At 70.2% G+C, this 17,213-nt stretch carries 17 protein-coding genes and 1 rRNA gene; 8 read left to right on the forward strand and 10 right to left on the reverse strand.

The genetic code is table 11. The features are described from left to right. The first annotated feature begins 5 nt into the window (after window positions 1–5). From lipB to AB0H93_RS10430, 3 genes are all read left to right on the forward strand, one after another. Window positions 6–752 carry a lipoyl(octanoyl) transferase LipB gene (lipB, locus tag AB0H93_RS10420; RefSeq protein ID WP_358570471.1) on the forward strand — a complete coding sequence of 249 codons (747 nt, stop codon included), beginning with the start codon at window positions 6–8 and terminating at the stop codon, window positions 750–752. 74 nt (window positions 753–826) lie between these two features. Further along, window positions 827–1,930 (forward strand): serine hydrolase, encoded by a 1,104-nt coding sequence (locus tag AB0H93_RS10425; RefSeq protein WP_358570474.1) that lies wholly within the window; start codon window positions 827–829, stop codon window positions 1,928–1,930. Between the two features lie 14 nt (window positions 1,931–1,944). Next, complete coding sequence (locus AB0H93_RS10430) at window positions 1,945–2,418, forward strand: helix-turn-helix transcriptional regulator (protein WP_358570477.1); 474 nt, start codon at window positions 1,945–1,947, stop codon at window positions 2,416–2,418. Between the two features lie 184 nt (window positions 2,419–2,602). On the opposite strand, the gene AB0H93_RS10435 is transcribed toward AB0H93_RS10430, so the two are convergent. Further along, window positions 2,603–3,547, reverse strand: coding sequence for an LLM class F420-dependent oxidoreductase (locus AB0H93_RS10435; RefSeq protein ID WP_358570480.1), 945 nt, complete (start codon window positions 3,545–3,547; stop codon window positions 2,603–2,605). 49 nt (window positions 3,548–3,596) lie between these two features. Beyond that, window positions 3,597–4,193 (reverse strand): TetR/AcrR family transcriptional regulator, encoded by a 597-nt coding sequence (locus AB0H93_RS10440; RefSeq protein WP_358570483.1) that lies wholly within the window; start codon window positions 4,191–4,193, stop codon window positions 3,597–3,599. Window positions 4,194–4,311: 118 nt separating this feature from the next. On the opposite strand from AB0H93_RS10440, the gene AB0H93_RS10445 reads away from it, so the two are divergent. Then, entirely contained in the window at window positions 4,312–4,803 is a 492-nt protein-coding gene (locus tag AB0H93_RS10445) for a hypothetical protein (RefSeq protein WP_358570486.1), read from the forward strand. Window positions 4,804–4,950: 147 nt separating this feature from the next. Here the strand turns inward: AB0H93_RS10445 and AB0H93_RS10450 are convergent, their stop codons facing one another. Beyond that, complete coding sequence (locus tag AB0H93_RS10450) at window positions 4,951–5,739, reverse strand: helix-turn-helix transcriptional regulator (protein WP_358570489.1); 789 nt, start codon at window positions 5,737–5,739, stop codon at window positions 4,951–4,953. A gap of 106 nt (window positions 5,740–5,845) precedes the next feature. Here AB0H93_RS10450 and AB0H93_RS10455 point away from each other — a divergent pair, with 106 nt between their 5' ends. Continuing rightward, window positions 5,846–6,268, forward strand: coding sequence for a VOC family protein (locus tag AB0H93_RS10455; protein WP_358570492.1), 423 nt, complete (start codon window positions 5,846–5,848; stop codon window positions 6,266–6,268). Here AB0H93_RS10455 and AB0H93_RS10460 read toward each other — a convergent pair. Beyond that, window positions 6,261–7,040, reverse strand: coding sequence for a hypothetical protein (locus AB0H93_RS10460; RefSeq protein WP_358570495.1), 780 nt, complete (start codon window positions 7,038–7,040; stop codon window positions 6,261–6,263). The genes AB0H93_RS10455 and AB0H93_RS10460 overlap by 8 nt on opposite strands. 156 nt (window positions 7,041–7,196) lie before the next feature. Here AB0H93_RS10460 and lipA point away from each other — a divergent pair, with 156 nt between their 5' ends. Together lipA and AB0H93_RS10470 are read left to right on the forward strand one after the other, a co-directional pair. Then, a complete protein-coding gene (gene lipA / locus AB0H93_RS10465) occupies window positions 7,197–8,198 on the forward strand; it encodes a lipoyl synthase (protein ID WP_358570498.1) in 1,002 nt (333 codons plus the stop codon). Window positions 8,199–8,354: 156 nt separating this feature from the next. After that, window positions 8,355–9,083: a DUF4191 domain-containing protein gene (locus tag AB0H93_RS10470; protein WP_358570501.1), complete on the forward strand. Its 729-nt coding sequence runs from the start codon at window positions 8,355–8,357 to the stop codon at window positions 9,081–9,083. 69 nt (window positions 9,084–9,152) lie between these two features. On the opposite strand, the gene AB0H93_RS10475 is transcribed toward AB0H93_RS10470, so the two are convergent. Then, window positions 9,153–9,620, reverse strand: a complete 468-nt coding sequence (locus tag AB0H93_RS10475; protein ID WP_358570504.1) for an RDD family protein — start codon at window positions 9,618–9,620, stop codon at window positions 9,153–9,155. Window positions 9,621–9,841: 221 nt separating this feature from the next. On the opposite strand from AB0H93_RS10475, the gene glnA reads away from it, so the two are divergent. After that, window positions 9,842–11,266: a type I glutamate--ammonia ligase gene (gene glnA, locus AB0H93_RS10480; protein ID WP_132482679.1), complete on the forward strand. Its 1,425-nt coding sequence runs from the start codon at window positions 9,842–9,844 to the stop codon at window positions 11,264–11,266. Window positions 11,267–11,329: 63 nt separating this feature from the next. Here glnA and AB0H93_RS10485 read toward each other — a convergent pair whose 3' ends face one another. The 5 genes from AB0H93_RS10485 to rrf form a co-directional block, all read right to left on the reverse strand. After that, a complete protein-coding gene (locus AB0H93_RS10485) occupies window positions 11,330–12,190 on the reverse strand; it encodes an SMP-30/gluconolactonase/LRE family protein (protein WP_132482677.1) in 861 nt (286 codons plus the stop codon). 216 nt (window positions 12,191–12,406) lie between these two features. Continuing rightward, window positions 12,407–12,913, reverse strand: coding sequence for a GNAT family N-acetyltransferase (locus AB0H93_RS10490; RefSeq protein WP_358570508.1), 507 nt, complete (start codon window positions 12,911–12,913; stop codon window positions 12,407–12,409). Between the two features lie 23 nt (window positions 12,914–12,936). Beyond that, window positions 12,937–15,978 carry a bifunctional [glutamine synthetase] adenylyltransferase/[glutamine synthetase]-adenylyl-L-tyrosine phosphorylase gene (locus tag AB0H93_RS10495; protein ID WP_358570512.1) on the reverse strand — a complete coding sequence of 1,014 codons (3,042 nt, stop codon included), beginning with the start codon at window positions 15,976–15,978 and terminating at the stop codon, window positions 12,937–12,939. Window positions 15,979–16,030: 52 nt separating this feature from the next. After that, window positions 16,031–16,783, reverse strand: coding sequence for a type 1 glutamine amidotransferase (locus AB0H93_RS10500; protein WP_358570516.1), 753 nt, complete (start codon window positions 16,781–16,783; stop codon window positions 16,031–16,033). Between the two features lie 132 nt (window positions 16,784–16,915). Further along, window positions 16,916–17,032: ribosomal RNA gene (rrf, locus tag AB0H93_RS10505) — 5S ribosomal RNA — on the reverse strand. Between the last annotated feature and the right edge of the window lie 181 nt (window positions 17,033–17,213).

Genomic DNA, 17,213 nt, shown 5'->3' on the forward strand with positions numbered 1-17,213 from the left:
GCCGCGTGAGTCGTGCCAACATTTCGTGCCGCGCATCCGCCGATCCGATGGCCGTGCGCAACCTGGGAACCATCGATTACCTCTCCGCCTGGGACCTGCAGCGCGAGCTGGTCAACGGCCGTGCCGAGGGGCTGAACCCGGACACCCTGCTGCTGCTGGAGCACCCGTCGGTCTACACCGCGGGCAAGCGCACCTCGCCGGAGGACCGCCCGACGGACGGGACGCCGGTCATCGACGTCGACCGCGGCGGCAAGATCACCTGGCACGGCCCGGGGCAGATCGTCGGCTACCCGATCGTGCAGCTGGCGGACCCGATCGACGTGGTCGACTACGTCCGCCGCCTGGAGCAGGCGCTGATCTGGGTGTGCGACCAGTTCGGGCTGGAGGCGGGCCGGGTCGAGGGCCGCAGCGGTGTCTGGTTCCCGGCCGACGACGGCCGCCAGGAGCGCAAGATCGCGGCGATCGGCATCCGGGTGCAGCGCGGCATCACGATGCACGGGCTGGAACTGAACTGCAACGCCGACCTGACCAGCTTCGACCGGATCGTGCCGTGCGGCATCGCCGACGCGGGCACCACCTCGCTGAGCGCAGAGCTCGGCCGGACGGTCGAGGTGGCCGAGGCGATGCCGCTGGTCGAGAAGGGCGTGCGGGACGCGCTGGACGGCACGCTGCCGGTCAGCGAGCGCAACATCCCGCGCGAGCAGCCGACCGCGGCCGGGGTGACGCTCTCGCTGGACCCGAGCCTGCGCTGATCGGGGTCGACCGAAGAACCGAAATCCACTCCTCTAGTATTCCGTAATTACGGACTACTAGAGGAGTGGATGTCATGCCGCTGTCCCGCCGCCGCCTGCTCGCCGCCACCGGGGCCGCCGTGCCACTGCTGCTGGCCGCACCCTCGGCCGTCGCGCAACCGGCCGCCCCGCCCGACCTGGCGACCCCCGAGGGCTGGCTGACCTGGATCGGCGCGAACCGCGACGGGCTCGGCCTCGTGGTCGACGACGGGCGCGGCAACCGGCTGCTGCACCGCGCGGACGCCGCGCAGCCGCTCGCCTCGGCCGTCAAGGTCGTGCACCTGGCGGCCTACTCCGCCGCCGTCGCCGAAGGCAGGCTGGACCCGAAGGAACAGGTCCGCCTCGGCGACTGGGAACGCTTCTACGTGCCGACCGACGGCAACGCGCACGCGACCACGCTCAAGCACCTCGGCATCCCCACCGATCCGACCGGCCTGTACGCGGCAGACCCCGATCACCGGGTCACGCTCGACGACATGGCCTCGGCCATGATCATGTTCAGCGACAGCGCGGTCCCCGACTTCCTGCGCAACCGGCTCGGCGACGCCGCGCTGCGCAAGGCCGCGGCGGCCGGCGGCTGGGCGCGGCCGGACATCCGGTCCATGTGCGCGGAGTACCTGTTCCTGCTGCCCGAGTTCGCACCACCGGCGCAGCTGCCCACCCCGGCCCGGCGAATCTTCGGCTACGCCCTGGAGCAGCGCTACAGCAACGACGCCGACCTGCGCAAACGGGTGCTGGACCGGCTGATGCGCGACGGCCTGCCGCCGTACGAGCAGCAGCTCCGGTGGGGCTCGAAGACGATGTCGTCGACTGCGGCTCAGCTGGCCTCGCTGCACCGCGCCATCGCCACCGGCGGCGTCCCGGCCGAGGCCGCCCGCACCCACCTGGAACGCCCGCTCAGCGGCCACCTGCCGCCGGGCGTGCTCGGGATCGGCATGAAGGGCGGCAGCCTGCCCGGGGTCCTGACCTGCGGGATGTCGGTGCGCCGCCAGGACGGCACGGTCGCGTGGGGCGCCCTGCTCGCGCACGGCGACATCGCGCTGGAACAAGTCGGCACCGGCGATCCGGGCCTGCCGTTGGTGCTCGCGATGCAGCAGCCGGAGTGGCGGGACCGGCTTGCACGGGCGCTGGCCGGCTGAGGCAAGCTCGTCCGGTGACATCGGAGGACTTGCACCGGCGGATCGCCGCGTTGGAAGAGCGCGTCGCCGCCCTCGAAGGAAGGCGACGGGCCGACGAGGTCGAGCCCAGCGGCGGCGTCGTGCAGTACCAGGGCAGCCTGGCCGAACCGGTCGAGCTGGAGTGGCGCATCCACGTCGACCCGGCCTGGGTGCTCGGCATGGACGACGGCCCGCGCACGGACGTGCTGGCCGCGCTCGGCCACCCGGCCCGGGCCGCGATCGTGCGCCTGCTGGCGCAGCAGGGCGCCCAGCCCGCCGCCGCCCTGCAGGAAGCGGCGGGCCTGGGCTCCACCGGGCAGCTCTACCACCACCTGAAGAGCCTGACCGCGTGCGGCCTGGTGGAGCAGGACAAACGCGGCACCTACCGGCTGCGCGCCCAGGCGACGATCCCGGCCCTGATCCTGCTCACCGCGGCCTCCGACATCGCGGGCCAACTCGCAACGCGCTGACCCGAAGGGTGCCTTCGCCCGGCCGCGCCGCCGTAGGCACCCACAACTCGCCATCCACCTCGCCCCGATCCGATCGGGGGTCCGCAATTTCAATGGAAATCGAAGGTCCGATTTCCATTGAAATTGCGGAAGAACCCACCCGTCGGGGTGAGCCTGGTCGGAAGCGCCCGCTCTGCTGCGGAGGTCAGAGCCGGGTGGCGACCTCGGCGGCGACCACGTCGAGGTGGTCCAGGTCGGCGAGGTCGAGGACCTGGAGGTAGAGGCGGGTGATGCCGGTGCGCTCCCGCCAGGCCCCGATCTTGTCGACGACCTCGTCGGGCGTCCCGGCCAGGCCGTTGAGGCGCAGCTCCTCGGCCTCCCGGCCGATGGCGTCGGCCCGGCGCGAGACCTCCGCGTCGTTCTTGCCGACGCACAGCACCAGCGCCGCGGACCGCACGATCTCCTCCTGCGGCCTGCCGATCGCGGCGCACGCCGCCGCCACCCGCTCGAACTGCTCCGCCGCCGCGTCCAGGCCGACGAACGGCAGGTTGAACTCGTCGGCGAACCGGGCGGCCAGCTCCGGCGTCCGCTTCTTGCCCTGCCCGCCGATCAGCAGCGGCGGCCGCGGCTGCTGCACCGGCTTGGGCAGCCCCGGCGACTCCTCGATCCGGTAGTACCGGCCGTCGTAGTTGAAGTGCTCGCCAGCCGGGGTGCCCCACAGCCCGGTGATGATCTCCAGCTGCTCGGCGTAGCGGTCGAACCGCTCCTTCAGCGGCGGGAACGGGATGCCGTAGGCGGTGTGCTCCTCCTCGTACCAGCCGGTGCCGAGGCCGAACTCGATGCGCCCGCCGGACATCTGGTCGACCTGCGCGACCGAGATCGCCAACGGCCCGGGCAGCCGGAAGGTGCCGGCCGTCATCAGCGTGCCGAGCCGCACCCGGCTGGTCTCGCGGGCCAGCCCGGCCAGCGTCACCCAGGCGTCGGTCGGGCCGGGCTCGCCGGACACCGCCCCCATCTTCAGGTAGTGGTCGGAGCGGAAGAACGCGTCGTAGCCGGTGTCTTCCGCGTGCTTGGCCACGCGCAGCAAGTCGTCGTAGGTCGCGCCCTGCTGGGGCTCGGTGAAGATCCGCAACTTGAAGTGTTCGCTCACGGTCCCCGAGGCTAGTAGCGGGGTTCTGCCCGCGCCGACCGCCGCCCGATCACGTGTTCCGCAGCCCGTCGAGGACCCGCTCGATGCACTCGCCGATGTCGGCGCGGGCCTGCTTGGGCGACTTCGACCCGGCGATCGCGGTGGCGCCCGCCGACAGCGAGCCGAACACCACGCGGGCCAGGGCCTCGACCGGCAGCGGGGCGATCTCCCCCGACTCGACCAGCGTCCCGACGACGCCCCGGACGACGCCGAAGGTGTAGGCCTCCTCCGCCGCCCGCCACCGCTCCCAGCCCATCACCGCGGGCCCGTCCTGCACGACGATGCGCTGGTAGGACGGCTCCAGGCAGACCTCCAGGAAGGCCCGCAGCCCGGACCGGGTGGCCTCCCAGGGGCTGCCGGTGGAGATGACCTCGGCGAGGCGGGCCACCACGCTCGTCTCCACCGCGTCGAAGGCCGCCTCGAACAGCGCCTGCTTCCCGCCGAAGTGGTGGTAGAGCGCGCCCTTGGTGACCCGGGCTCGTTTGGCGATCTCGTCCAGCGAGGTACCCGCGTAGCCGTGCTCGGTGAACAGCTCGACGGCGGAGTCCACCAGCGCCTGCCTGGTGCTTTCCGAGTACTCCACGCGTCGTGGTCGAGCTGTCGCCATGCTCACAACCCTATGACATACCGGCGGTACGGACTCGTGGTACCGTCGGTACACCAACATACTCTCGGTATGCCGCACACCTGGGGTATCACCCCGGGCCCGATCCCGGAGAGCGAAGATGAGTTGGAACGACTTCCGCCGGCGGCAACAGGCGATCCAGACGGTGCTCGACGACGCGAGCCGAAACCCGTCCGAGGCCCTCACCCAGGTGCCCGCGCCCTTCCTCGACGCCACCGATGCGCTGCGCGCCCTGCAGTACAAGTGGACCCAGCAGCTGACCGGCCGCATCGGCGTCGCACTCGTCGAAACCGATGACGCCCCGCACGCCGACCGGGTCCAGGCCGTCACCGCCGCGTGGCGGCGCACCGCGGAGGCCAACCCGGTGCTCCGCGACCTCCTGGACCGGCACGAATCGGATCCGGTGCTGCGCGGCGACATGTCCCGCGAGCACCGGCTGCTCGCCATCGCCGCCGGGCTCGCCGAGCACACCGAACCGGCCGATGACGTGGCCCGCGTCGGCCGCGCGTTCCTGCAGCTGGTGCGCATCACCCCGGAGCCGTCCCCGCAATGCGTCGGCGGCCGACTCCGGAAGCTGATCCCCAGCTTCTGACCGCCCGGGGCGAACGCTCCGCCTGATCACGAGGCAGTGCTGCGAGGATGCGGTAGCCGGGTGCGAGGCATCGTTTTCGCGCGAAAACGGCGCGCAGGCCACGTTCCCGGACAGCCTCCACGGCCACCGAAACAGGCTCCCCAGCGATCAGGCGCGGTGCTGCATCCACTGGCGGGTCTCCGCATCCGCCGGAGCCTGCACCAGCAGCAGCGCGGAACCGTCCGGCTGCAGCAGCGAGCATTCGAAGCGCAGCCGGCGGCCGTCGACCGCCACCGTGACCGGCCAGCCGCCGAACTCGCGGACCGCCCGGCAACTCCACCAGTGCGCGAGGTCCGGGCGCAGCTCCTGCAACCGGTCCACGACGTCGTCGCCCGGGAACCGGTCGGCGCGCGCCCTGAACCGGAGGAAAAGCTCGTAGAGGAACCGCTCCTCCGGCACCAGCAGGTCCTGCAGCCGCTTGCTCCCGGCGAAGGCCAGCAGCAGGTTCGGGCGGCCGGACAACTCCGGTTCCGGCCACACCGCCGCGTACGCGTCGTTGCCCGCCAGGACGTCGAACCGGTGGTTCAGCACGAGCGCCGGCGTCAGCGGCCAGCTGTCCAGCATCGGCCGCAGCCGCTCGACAGCCCCTTCATCGTCGGCCTCGTCGGACACGAAACCGCCCAGCGCCAACAGGTGCCGCCGCTCGTCGCGCCCCATCCGCAGGGTGCCGGCGAGGGCCTGCAGCACCTCGCGCGAAGTCCGCACCCTCCCCTGCTCCAGCCACGTGTACCAGGCCAGGCCGACCCCGGAGGCCGCCGCGACCTCCTCGCGACGCAGCCCCGGCGTCCGCCGCCGACCGGTCGCGGGGAGCCCGAAGTCGGCCGGATCGAGCCGCTCCCGGCTCGCGCGCAGGAACGCGCCGAGCTCCCGGCGCCGGGGGTCCGCTGCGGTGCTCACGTCGCCAGCCTATGACCTGGGATCACCGCATGAACCGGCTCCTGGATGGGTTCCCGGCAGCCGGACAGGCTGGATCGCGTCCATCCGGAACCGAAAGGAACAGCCCGTGCCCCAACAACTTTGGCGCCGCGACCCCGACTCCTCGAACCTGCCGGCGCCCCGGGCGTTCGTGCGGGTGTTCGTCGCCGCGGAACAGCTCGAACCGACCACGGCCTGGTACGAGCGGCTGCTCGGCGTCGAACGCGACATGGTCATGCCGTACCCGGAGAAGGACCTCGCGCTCACCGCGGTCGGCGGCTTCCTGATCATCGCGGGCACCGACGAGTCGCTGGCCCCCTTCCGCCGGACCGTCGGCACCCTGCTGGTCCCCGACATCGACCCGTACGAGGAGCGGTTCCGGGAAGACGGGCTGGAATTCGTCCAGCAGCGGTTCCGCGCCCCGGTCGGCGAGGGCTTCACGGTCCGCCACCCGGACGGCACGGTGATCGAGTACGTGCACCACCGGCCCGCCGCCCACGAGCTCAGCTGACCGGCTGCGGCACCTGCCGCACCAGGCTGGGCAGCGGCAACCGGACCGCGTGCCCGGCGGTCAGCGCCCGTCGGGCACGCACCGACGCGATCATGCCTCGCACCTGGGCCTGCGGCTCGGCGGAGCCCTGCCGCACGAGCTCCACCGGCCACGGCAGCACGTGGCAGAGCTTGAGCAGGAACACCACCGGCAGCACCGCGATCTCCGCGAGCAGCTCCAGCGTCGCGCCGGTGAACAGCACCGCGAACCAGAGCATGAACGGGATGGCGATGATCGCCGAGATCGGGTCGTCGCCGAGACCGCTGGGCAGGCTGTCCATCGCGTCCTCGAACGAAAGCCTGCGGCGCCACAGGAACCAGCGCCGGCGCCCGTAGGGGCTGAGCTGGTGGGAAACCAGCCGCCACCGCCGCGCGCTGATCTCCGCCGGCTGGAGCTCGGCCTGCTCGGCGGCCAGCAGAGCACGCGCGTCGTCCAGCCCCGGATGGGTACCCAGATGCTCGCGCAGAACCCGGCGCAGCCGGCGAGCCGCGGCCAGGCTGCCCACCCGGATCACGCCCGCCCGGCAACCCCGGCTGCTGACCTCCAGCCGCCATCCCGTCCCGGCGGCCCGCGCGATCAGCGCGAACGGCAGCAGCACCAGGACGAGCAGCAGCTCCAGCCAGCAGCCCAGCAGCACGGGCACGAGCAGCAGGAGCCAGGCCAGCCGGAGCGCCACCGAGATCGGTCCTTCGCTCAGCCGCGGCCAGCGATCCCCGGCAAGGTGCAGGCGCACGACGCGAGACCACGGCGCCCATCTGAGGCGAACTGCCCAAGAGGTTGTCGACACGACTGTGCAGTATGACGCGTGAGATCACGCGAACCCGTAGCGCCTGGTAGTGACCCCTCCCACCTTCTCGAACCGGTTGTGTCAGGGGCGTAGCCTGTCGACGTGACTGTCGCGCCGGAGGGCCGGAAGCTGCTGCGGCTGGAAGCCCGCAACAGCCAGACGCCTATCGAGAAGAAGCCGTCGTGGATCAAGACCCGCGCACGGATGGGCCCCGAGTACCAAGAGCTGAAGGGCCTCGTCCGCCGCGAGGGCCTGCACACCGTCTGCGAGGAAGCGGGGTGCCCCAACATCTTCGAGTGTTGGGAGGACCGGGAGGCGACGTTCCTCATCGGCGGAGAGCAGTGCACCCGCCGATGCGACTTCTGCCTGATCGACACCGGGAAACCGGCCGAGCTGGACGTCGAGGAGCCGCGCCGGGTCGCCGAGTCGGTGCAGGCGATGGGGCTGCGCTACTCGACGGTCACCGGGGTCGCCCGCGACGACCTGCCGGACGGCGGCGCGTGGTTGTACGCCGAGACGGTCCGGCAGATCCATGCGATGAACCCGGGCACCGGCGTCGAGCTGCTGATCCCGGACTTCAACGCCGAGCCGGACCAGCTCGCCGAGGTGTTCGGCTCGCGGCCGGAGGTGCTCGCGCACAACCTGGAGACGGTGCCGAGCGTCTTCCGGCGGCTTCGCCCGGCATTCCGCTACGAGCGGTCGCTGAAGGTGATCACGCTGGCCCGCGAGGCCGGCCTGGTGACCAAGTCGAACCTGATCCTGGGCATGGGCGAGACGCCCGACGAGGTGCGCCCGGCGCTGCAGGACCTGCACGACGCGGGTTGCGACATCATCACCATCACCCAGTACCTGCGCCCCAGCCCGCGGCACCACCCGGTGGACCGCTGGGTCAAGCCGGAGGAGTTCGTCGAGCACACCAAGGCCGCCGAGGAGATCGGCTTCCCCGGCGTCATGGCGGGCCCGCTGGTGCGGTCCAGCTACCGCGCCGGCCGCCTGTTCGCCAAGGCCACGGTGCACCGCGGCATGCCGCTGCCGGAGAACCTGTCCCACCTGGCCAAGGCCGGCACCGCGGCCCAGGAGGCCACCAGCCTCCTCAACCGCTGACGCTTTCCGCGTGAAGGGCACCGCCGGGCGGCCACGCCGCTCCGCGGTGCCCTTCGGCCTTCACCCGGCCGTGTTTTCGGGCCGGAGTTCACGGGTCGGTCACGCATCTCGGACCGCACCTGCACCCGGCGCGGACCGGGCCGTATCCTGAAAACCATGGCCAAGCAGGACAAGGCCGCCAAGAAAGCGGCGGCCAAAGCAAGGCGCCAGGCAACACGGGGCCGGATCAAGCAGATCTTCGAGGCGTTCAAGATGCAACGCCGGGAGGACAAGCTCCTCCTCCCGCTGATGCTCGGGGCGTTCCTCGGCGTGACCGCCGTGGTGTTCCTGCTGGGCATGATCTGGAGCCTGCACTGGGTGTTCCTCCCGGTCGGCCTGGCCTTCGGGCTGCTGGCCGCGGTGATCATCTTCGGTCGGCGCGTGCAGTCGACCGTCTACCGCAAGGCGGACGGCCAGCCCGGCGCCGCCGGATGGGCCCTGGACAACCTGCGCGGCCGCTGGGTGCTGACCCAGGCCGTGTCGGGCACCGCCCAGCTCGACGCCGTCCACCGGCTCATCGGCCGCCCGGGGATCGTGCTGGTCGGCGAGGGCTCGCAGCACCGGGTCAAGTCGCTGATGGCGCAGGAGAAGAAGCGGATCTCCCGGCTCGTCGGCGAAACCCCGATCTACGAGATCACCGTCGGCCACGAGAAGGACCAGGTGCCGCTGAGCAAGCTGCAGCAGCGGATCATGAAGCTGCCGCGCAACATCGGCCCGGCCCAGATCGACGCGATCGAGAACCGGCTCGCGGCGCTCGCCAGCCGGGGCAACTCGCTGCCCAAGGGCCCCATGCCGCAGGGCGCCAAGATGCGGAACGTGTCGCGCGCCGTTCGCCGCGCGAAGTAAGAAGCAACGAGGACGAAGAAGCGGGCCCGGGTCGAAGAACCCGGGCCCGCTTCTTCGCGTCGCGATCCTTCAGCGGCGGAGGACGATGGTGCCGGTGAGCCGGTCGTGCCAGGAGCGGCCGTCGAAGTTCCACACGACGGCCGGGACGATCAGCGCCGTCAGGACGCAGCGCACCGCGGCCCGCCACGGCCCCACCATGACCGCGCCGTCGGCCCGCGCGACCCAGATCCGCATCGCCGCCATGCCCGGCGTGGCCCCGAAGAAGGTCACCGGGACCACGGTGATGACCACCCAGGCCACCAGGCTCCAGTTCTGCGGGTAGTCCGGCGCGGTGAACAACGCGGCGACCAGCGCGGCCAGCACGATGTCGATGAGGAACGCCGCCATCCGCCGGCCCACCGGCGCCGCCGCGCCGGGCCCGCTCTCGGGCAGCCCCAGCCGCTGGCCCCGCCACTCGGGCCGGGTCTCGTTCGCCTGCTCGCGCGCCTGTTTGAATGCGCTCTTCGGGCCGTCCAGCCACGATCCGACTTTTCGCACGTCACCCAGGGTACGTGCCGCCCGCGCTGGCGCTGTCGGAGCATCACGTTCGGCCACTGCGCGCAACCCCTACCACCCGAACAGGCGGCAGTTAACGCCCGCGAAACATTCGGGTGACGACGGGGCAACACCCCTGACATAACGTTGGCTACGAGCCGGCGGCGGAACCCCATGGCATGGCGGTCGGTGAGCTGTACGAGTGCGGTTAGGAGCCACCGAGGTTGTTCAAGAATCCTGACGAGGTCCTGCGCTTCATCGCCGATGAGGACGTGAAGTTCGTCGATGTCCGGTTCTGCGACCTGCCGGGCGTGATGCAGCACTTCACGGTGCCCGCGACCGCGTTCGACCAGGACGCTTTCACCGAGGGGCTGGCCTTCGACGGCTCGTCGGTGCGCGGCTTCCAGTCGATCCACGAGTCCGACATGCTGCTGCTGCCGGACCCGTACACCGCTCGCATCGACCCGTTCCGCGCCGAGAAGACGCTGATCCTCAACTTCTTCGTGCACGACCCGTTCACGCTGGAGCCCTACAGCCGCGACCCGCGCAACATCGCGCGCAAGGCTGAGCAGTACCTGAACGAGTCCGGCATCGCCGACACCGCGTTCTTCGGCGCCGAGGCCGAGTTCTACATCTTCGACTCGGTCAAGTTCGGCGAGGCCGCCAACAAGACCTTCGCCGAGGTCGACTCGGTCGAGGGCTGGTGGAACACCGGCCGCGACGAGGAAGGCGGCAACCGGGGCTACAAGACCCGGATGAAGGGCGGCTACTTCCCGGTCTCCCCCTACGACCACTTCGCGGACCTGCGCGACCAGATGGTCAAGCAGCTGATCGGCTCGGGCTTCACCATCGAGCGGGCGCACCACGAGGTCGGCACCGGCGGCCAGGCCGAGATCAACTACAAGTTCAACACGCTGCTGCACGCGGCGGACGACTTGCAGCTGTTCAAGTACGTCATCAAGAACACCGCCTGGCAGCACGGCAAGACCGTGACGTTCATGCCCAAGCCGCTGTTCGGCGACAACGGTTCCGGCATGCACAGCCACATGTCGCTGTGGAAGGACGGCAGCCCGCTGTTCTACGACGAGTCCGGTTACGCCGGCCTGTCGGACATGGCGCGCCACTACATCGGCGGCATCCTGCACCACGCGCCGAGCCTGCTGGCCTTCACCAACCCGACGGTGAACTCCTACCACCGCCTGGTGCCGGGCTACGAGGCCCCGGTGAACCTGGTGTACTCGCAGCGCAACCGCTCCGCCTGCATGCGGATCCCGATCACCGGTGCGAACCCGAAGGCCAAGCGCGTCGAGTTCCGCTGCCCGGACCCGTCCGGCAACCCGTACCTGGCGTTCGCCGCGATGATGATGGCCGGTCTGGACGGCATCAAGAACAAGATCGAGCCGGCCGAGCCGATCGACAAGGACCTCTACGAGCTGCCGCCGGAAGAGGCCAAGAACGTGCCGACCGTGCCGGACAGCCTGTCGAAGGTCATCGACAACCTGGAAGCCGACCACGACTTCCTGCTCGAGGGTGGCGTGTTCACCCCCGACCTGATCGAGACCTGGATCAGCCTGAAGCGGGAGGACGAGATCGACCCGATCCGCCTCCGCCCGCACCCGCACGAGTTCTCGCTGTACTTCGACGTGTGATCGGCTGAGCGTTGCGAAAGCGGGGTGGGGACTTCGGTCCCCACCCCGCTTTCGCATTGCTGCTCAGATGCCCTGCCACGGCGTCAACGGGGCACCGACCGTGCCGGGCTTGAACCGCAGCAGCGCACCGGCGCAGGGATCGGCGAGCAGCCCGGGCTCGTCGTAGCCGAAGCACGCCGACGTCACGTACATCTCCTCCAGCCGCGACCCGCCGAAGGCCAGGCTGGTGATCCGCCGGGTCGGCGCCCACAGCACGGTTTCGAGGTCCCCGCTCGGGGCGTACCGGTGGATCCGCCCGGTCCAGTGCATCGCGACCCACACGCAGCCCTCGGCGTCCACCGCGACACCCTCCGGGCTGCCCTCCGACTCCGCGCACGCCACCCATTGCCGGCCGGACAGCGCCCGGGCCCGCTCCACGTCGTAGTCGTAGACCCAGATGGCGCGCGTGTCGACCACGTACATCCGCGTGCCGTCCGGGCTCCAGGCCAGCCCACCGGCGCCGGTCACCCCCTCGACCAGCAGCCGCGCGCGGTCGCCGTCGAGGACGAACAGCGCGCTCGCGCGGACGTCGCGGGCGTGCGTCAGCGTGCCTGCCACGAATCGCCCCGCCGGATCGCACGCTCCGACGCTCATCCTGTCGCCGTTGCGCACCTGCACGACCGGTTCCAGCGCGGCGCGGCCCAGGTACACCCGCGCGAAACCGTTCCCCGCGGCGGCGATCAACTGCCCGTGCCGGGTCGCGCCCAGCGCGGTCACCGCGCCCGGCAGCACCCGCACCTCGTCGACACCGGAATCCCGGTGATAGGTGTGCAATTCGCGGCGCATCAGGTCCACCCAATACACGCAATTGAGCGCCGGCATCCACAGCGGGCTCGTCCCGCACAACGCCTGCCGGTCGACGAGCAGCTCGAAGTCCTCGGACATCGACCTCTCCCATCCCGAAACACGCCCGCACTCGATCGCCGAGGCTACTGGCGAATTCGGCAATTCGGGACCGCCGACCGGGGTTTCCCAGAAATGGTCCAATGGGGACGCCGGAGCCGCGATGCACCATCCGGCCTATTCGATTACCGCAATTGCGCGCGGTGGAACAATTTCACCGGGCGCCTGCCCGAATGGTCCACGTTGCACGATCGCCGGTCAAAGCCCCGAAATGTCCCGGACGAAACAAACCCGGTCGTGCCCCCGTCCGTCGTAATCGCGGTGCACGGGCACCCCGTCGGCCTCGGTGTCACCGGGAACGAGCTCGAATCCCATGCGCCGGTGGAACGCGATCGACCCGGAGTTGGCCGGGGACGTGATGCAGTGGACTCGGCGGCGCCCGGCACGAGAAGCGGCATCGAAGAATTTGGCATATAGCGCGCGAGCGAGCCCGCTTCGGCGCAGCACCGGATCGACGCCGACGAAGTGGATGTAGGCGTCCTCGGCGCGGTCGGCGGACAGGAATCCGATCAGGAAACCGGTCATTCGGCCAGCCCGCTCGGCCACGAAGCTGGTGCCGGAGAAATGCTGCAGGAACAATCGCGGCACCAGCAGCGACAATTCGCGAGCGGCGGCGGGGCTGCGGGAATCCGTCCACCACGACTCGATCGCCGCCACGATCCGCTGGTGGTCGTGCTCTTCCGCCTGGCGAAGCCGATCAGTCATGTTCGCCACCCTAGGCGTTGCGATCAGGAACCGTAAAAGACGCGTTCGACGACGGCGCGGGCATGCCGCGTGACCCGGAGGTAGTCGTCGACGACCTCACCGGTGTCCACTCCGGCCGGATAGCCCAACGCGGCGGCGACCGCGCTCAGCTCCCAGGTGTGCTTGGGAAGCTGGTCGTCGGGCTTGCCGCGCACCAGCATCACCGCGTTGCGCACGCGCATCGCCAACGTCCACGCCTCGATGAGCTCGTCGGCATCCCCGGTCTCCATGACGCCGACGGCCGCCGCGGCGCGTAGCCCATTCACGGTCGAAGTGGTTCGCAGCGCGGGGAACTCGTGCGCGTGCTGCAGCTGCAGCAGCTGCAGCGTCCACTCCACGTCGGCCAGGCCGCCGCGCCCGAGCTTGGTGTGCGTGGCCGGGTCGGCGCCTCGCGGCAGCCGCTCGGAATCCACCCGCGCCTTGATGCGCCGGATCTCCCGGACCTTGGCTTCCTCCAGGCCGCCCTCCGGATACCGGATCGGGTCGATCGCGTGGCAGAACCGCTCGCCCAGGTCTCGATCGCCGGCGACGGCGCGCGCTCGGAGCAGGGCCTGCGCCTCCCATGCCTCGCCCCAACGCCGGTAGTACGTCAGGTAGGAATCCAGGGTCCGGACCAACGCCCCCTGCCGCCCCTCCGGCCGCAGGTCGATGTCGACTTCCAGCGGCGGATCCTGGCTCGGCGCGCCGAGCAGCCGCCGGACCTGCTCCACGACGGAAGTGGCGAACCGGACGGCCGAGCGCTCATCGGCCTCGCCGACCGGCTCGCACACGAACATCACGTCGGCGTCGGAGCCGTAGCCCAGCTCGTTGCCGCCCAGGCGCCCCATCCCGATGACCGCGATCCGCGCCGGGACCTCGCCACCGGACCGGCTGGCCACGTCCCGCACGGCGACATCCAACGCGGATTCCAGCACCGCGACCCAGATGTTCGACAGGGCCCCGAACACCGTGGTCGGTTCCATCAGTCCGAGAAGGTCGCCGCACGCGATGCGCAGCAGCTCGTGCCGCCGCAACGAACGAGCCGCGGACACCGCCCGCTGCGGCTCCGAGTACCGCGCCACCGCGCTGCGCAGCGAAACCGCTGCCTCCATCGGATCGCGTTCGGCGAGAGCGGAAGTGTCCGAGAGCAGCCGCAGCACCTCCGGTGCTCGCACCAGCAGTTCCGGCACCAGCTTCGAAGTGCCCAGCAGCTGCGCCAATCGCTCGGCGACCACGCCCTCGTCGCGCAGCAGCCGCAGGTACCAAGGGGTTTCGGCGAGCGCCTCGGAAACCTTGCGGTAGGCCAGCAGGCCGCCGTCGGGATCCGGCGTGTTCGCCAGCAGATCCAGCAGCATCGGCAGCAGGGTGCCCTGGATGCTGGCCCGCCGCGACATCCCGGACGTCAACGCCCCGATGTGCCGCAACGCGCCTTCCGGCGAGGTGTAGCCGAGTGCGGCCAGCCGCTCGACGGCCGCCGAGGTGGTCAACCGCAGCGCCGCGGTGGGCACCTTCGCGACCGCCTCCAGCAGCGGGCGGTAGAAGAGCTTCTCGTGCAGTCGGCGAACCCTGTTGCCGTGCCGGCGGAACTCGCCCACCAAGGCCTGCGCCGCGGTGTTCCGGCCGCTGGAGCGCAAACCGACCGCGCGGGCCAGCACCGTCAGCGCATCGGCGTCGTCGAACGGCGGGAAGAGGTGGGTGCGCCGCAATTGCCTCAGCTGCAACCGGTGTTCCACGGTGCGCAAGAACCGGTAGGAGTCCACGAGGTCGGCCGCGTCCGCGCGGGCCACGTAGCCGCCGTCGCCCAGCGCCAGCAAAGCGTCCAATGTGGATTTCGAGCGGAGCGAGCCGTCGCTGCGGCCATGCACCATCTGCAGCAGCTGCACGGCGAACTCCACGTCCCGCAGGCCGCCGCGGCCGAGCTTCAGCTCGCGCTCCACCAACTCCGAGGGGACGTGCTCCTCGACCCGTCGCCGCATGGACCGCACGTCCACGACGAATCCCTCGCGCTCCGCGGCGGTCCACACCAACGGCTGCACGGCCTCCAGGTAGCGGTCGCCGAGTTCTTCGTCGCCGGCCACCGGCCGCGCCTTCAACAACGCCTGGAACTCCCAGGTACGAGCCCACCTGCGGTAGTAGCTGAGGTGTCCATCGAGCGTCCGCACCAGCGCGCCGGCCTTGCCCTCCGGCCGCAACGCGGCATCGACCTCGAAGAAGGCCGGGCCCGCCACGCGCATCATGAGGCTGGCCAACCGGGTCGCCGTCGGGATCTCCGATTCGCTGTGGGCGACGAACACGACGTCGACGTCGCTGACGTAGTTCAGCTCCCGGCCACCGCACTTGCCCATCGCGATCACCGCGAGCCGAGGCACCTCATCCACCCCGGACCGCTGCAGTTCGGCAACGGCGACCGACAGGGCCGCGCGAAGCGCAGCCACCGCGACGTCGGAGAGGTTCGCCGCGACGCTCTCGTACGGCATCGTGGGCAGCGAAGGCTCCGCGACACTCGCCATGTCATTGCCGGCGACGTCCAGCAGCAAGCCGCGATAGGTACTCCGCAAAGCACTGACCGCCTCCGGCCCGTGCAACTTCGCAACCGGGCCGCCCTCTGTTCCCGGTGCCCCGTCTCCGTCCGCCGCCACTGCCGCCAGCAGCACCGCGGTGCGTTCCTGGAGGGTGCTCGGCTGAACGGTGTCGGAGCGCAAACGGAGCCAGTCACTGGGATTCGCCACGAGATGATCGGCGAACGCCGTGGAATCGCCGAGCACACCGAACAAACGCCCGCGCAGCCCGATGTCGTCCGCAAGCGACCGCGACAACTCCGCCCAGCCCGAGCCGACGGCTTCCCTAATCCGGTCGAGCGACAGCAGCGCGAGATCCGGGTCCGGCGTGCGGGACAACGCGGCGACGATCGGCTCGGATTCCCCGGGGCCGGTGTCCGACCACCAGCCGACTCGCCTCAACTGGTCCCCGGCACGCGACGCGTCGCTGAATCCGTAACGCGCGGTGGACGGCACCGAACCCGATCGGGACGAGTTGCTGTTCGCCATGTTCGAACCGTAGTCCGCATTGAATCCCGTTGGAGACCCCACCTGACGACAATCACGCCAACGGCAGGAACCTGCTGGTGGTCCGCTCCTCCGGCGGTGTGGCGACCAGCCGGACGAAGCGCTCGGCGACCGGCTGCCAGGTTTCGGCGAGGTCGGCGTGGAAGTCCCGCAGATGCTCGACCTCCAGCTGCCCCGGCCGCACCGTCTCCGCGACCTCGGGCGACAGCCTGGCCCACTCCAACACCACGTCCGGGGTCGTCTCGATGTGGAACTGCAACCCGTAAGCGCAGTCCCCGACCCGGAACGCTTGGTTGTCGCACTTCGGGGAAGAAGCGAGCAGTTGCGCCGACGGCGGCAGGGAAGAGATCTCGTCGGTGTGGAACTGCAGCACATCGGGGGTCAACGGAACCGGGCCGAGCAGCAGATCCTCCGCCGCGGCATCCCGCTTCGCCACCAGCAAGGTCCCGGCCTCCGGCCCCTTGCGAGCTGGACGCACCTGACCGCCGGTGGCGACGGCGAGCAGCTGAGCACCGAGGCATACCGCCAGCACCGGTACCCGCTCACCAACGGCCTTGCTCAGCAGGGCGCGAAGCCCGGCCAGCCAAGGGTGTTCCGCGTCGTCGTACACGCCCATCTCGCCGCCGAGCACGACCATGCCCTGATGGTCGTCGAAGCCGGCCGGGAGTTCCTGCTCCGCCGGAAGCACGACGTCGAGTTCCGCGCCGGCGGCGAGCAGCCATTCACCGAGCTCGCCCGGCGGATCCAACTTCGACGGTTGGACAACGAGAATCCGCACACCACCCATGCCCGTGAGCGTACGTGCCGACAGCACGGCCGCCTACTGCCTTTCGGGCTCGGTTCGCACTTCACGACAAATAGAGAAGGGTCCCTTCTCTCCCGGGAAAACCAGGAAAGAAGGGACCCTTCTCAAATAATGTGTCGGCGGTGTCTTACTCTCCCACACCCTGTCGAGTGCAGTACCATCAGCGCTGGGGAGCTTAGCTACCGGGTTCGGAATGGGACCGGGCGGACCCTCCCCGCCATCGCCACCGACAACCCTCAACCCACCCACAAAAGGGCAGGAAACTCGTCATCAGAACACGAATGACACAATGTTCAATTATCAACAACCGTGGCCCAGTTGCTGCCTCAGAAACCGTATAGTGGGTGCGTAGCAATCTTCGTGAGCAAGTCCTCGGCCTATCAGCACCAGTCAACTCCACACCTTACAGTGC

Origin of the sequence: Saccharopolyspora sp. NPDC050642 (assembly GCF_040654735.1) — a bacterium.
GTDB lineage: Bacteria > Actinomycetota > Actinomycetes > Mycobacteriales > Pseudonocardiaceae > Saccharopolyspora > Saccharopolyspora elongata.

Excerpts from the sequence above, each read along its gene's own strand:
- AB0H93_RS10425 (WP_358570474.1), top strand. The coding sequence starts at position 827 with ATGCCGCTGTCCCGCCGCCGCCTGCTCGCCGCCACCGGGGCCGCCGTG.
- AB0H93_RS10440 (WP_358570483.1), bottom strand. The coding sequence starts at position 4,193 with ATGGCGACAGCTCGACCACGACGCGTGGAGTACTCGGAAAGCACCAGG.
- AB0H93_RS10445 (WP_358570486.1), top strand. The coding sequence starts at position 4,312 with ATGAGTTGGAACGACTTCCGCCGGCGGCAACAGGCGATCCAGACGGTG.
- AB0H93_RS10470 (WP_358570501.1), top strand. The coding sequence starts at position 8,355 with ATGGCCAAGCAGGACAAGGCCGCCAAGAAAGCGGCGGCCAAAGCAAGG.
- AB0H93_RS10485 (WP_132482677.1), bottom strand. The coding sequence starts at position 12,190 with ATGTCCGAGGACTTCGAGCTGCTCGTCGACCGGCAGGCGTTGTGCGGG.
- AB0H93_RS10490 (WP_358570508.1), bottom strand. The coding sequence starts at position 12,913 with ATGACTGATCGGCTTCGCCAGGCGGAAGAGCACGACCACCAGCGGATC.
- AB0H93_RS10495 (WP_358570512.1), bottom strand. The coding sequence starts at position 15,978 with ATGGCGAACAGCAACTCGTCCCGATCGGGTTCGGTGCCGTCCACCGCG.
- AB0H93_RS10500 (WP_358570516.1), bottom strand. The coding sequence starts at position 16,783 with ATGGGTGGTGTGCGGATTCTCGTTGTCCAACCGTCGAAGTTGGATCCG.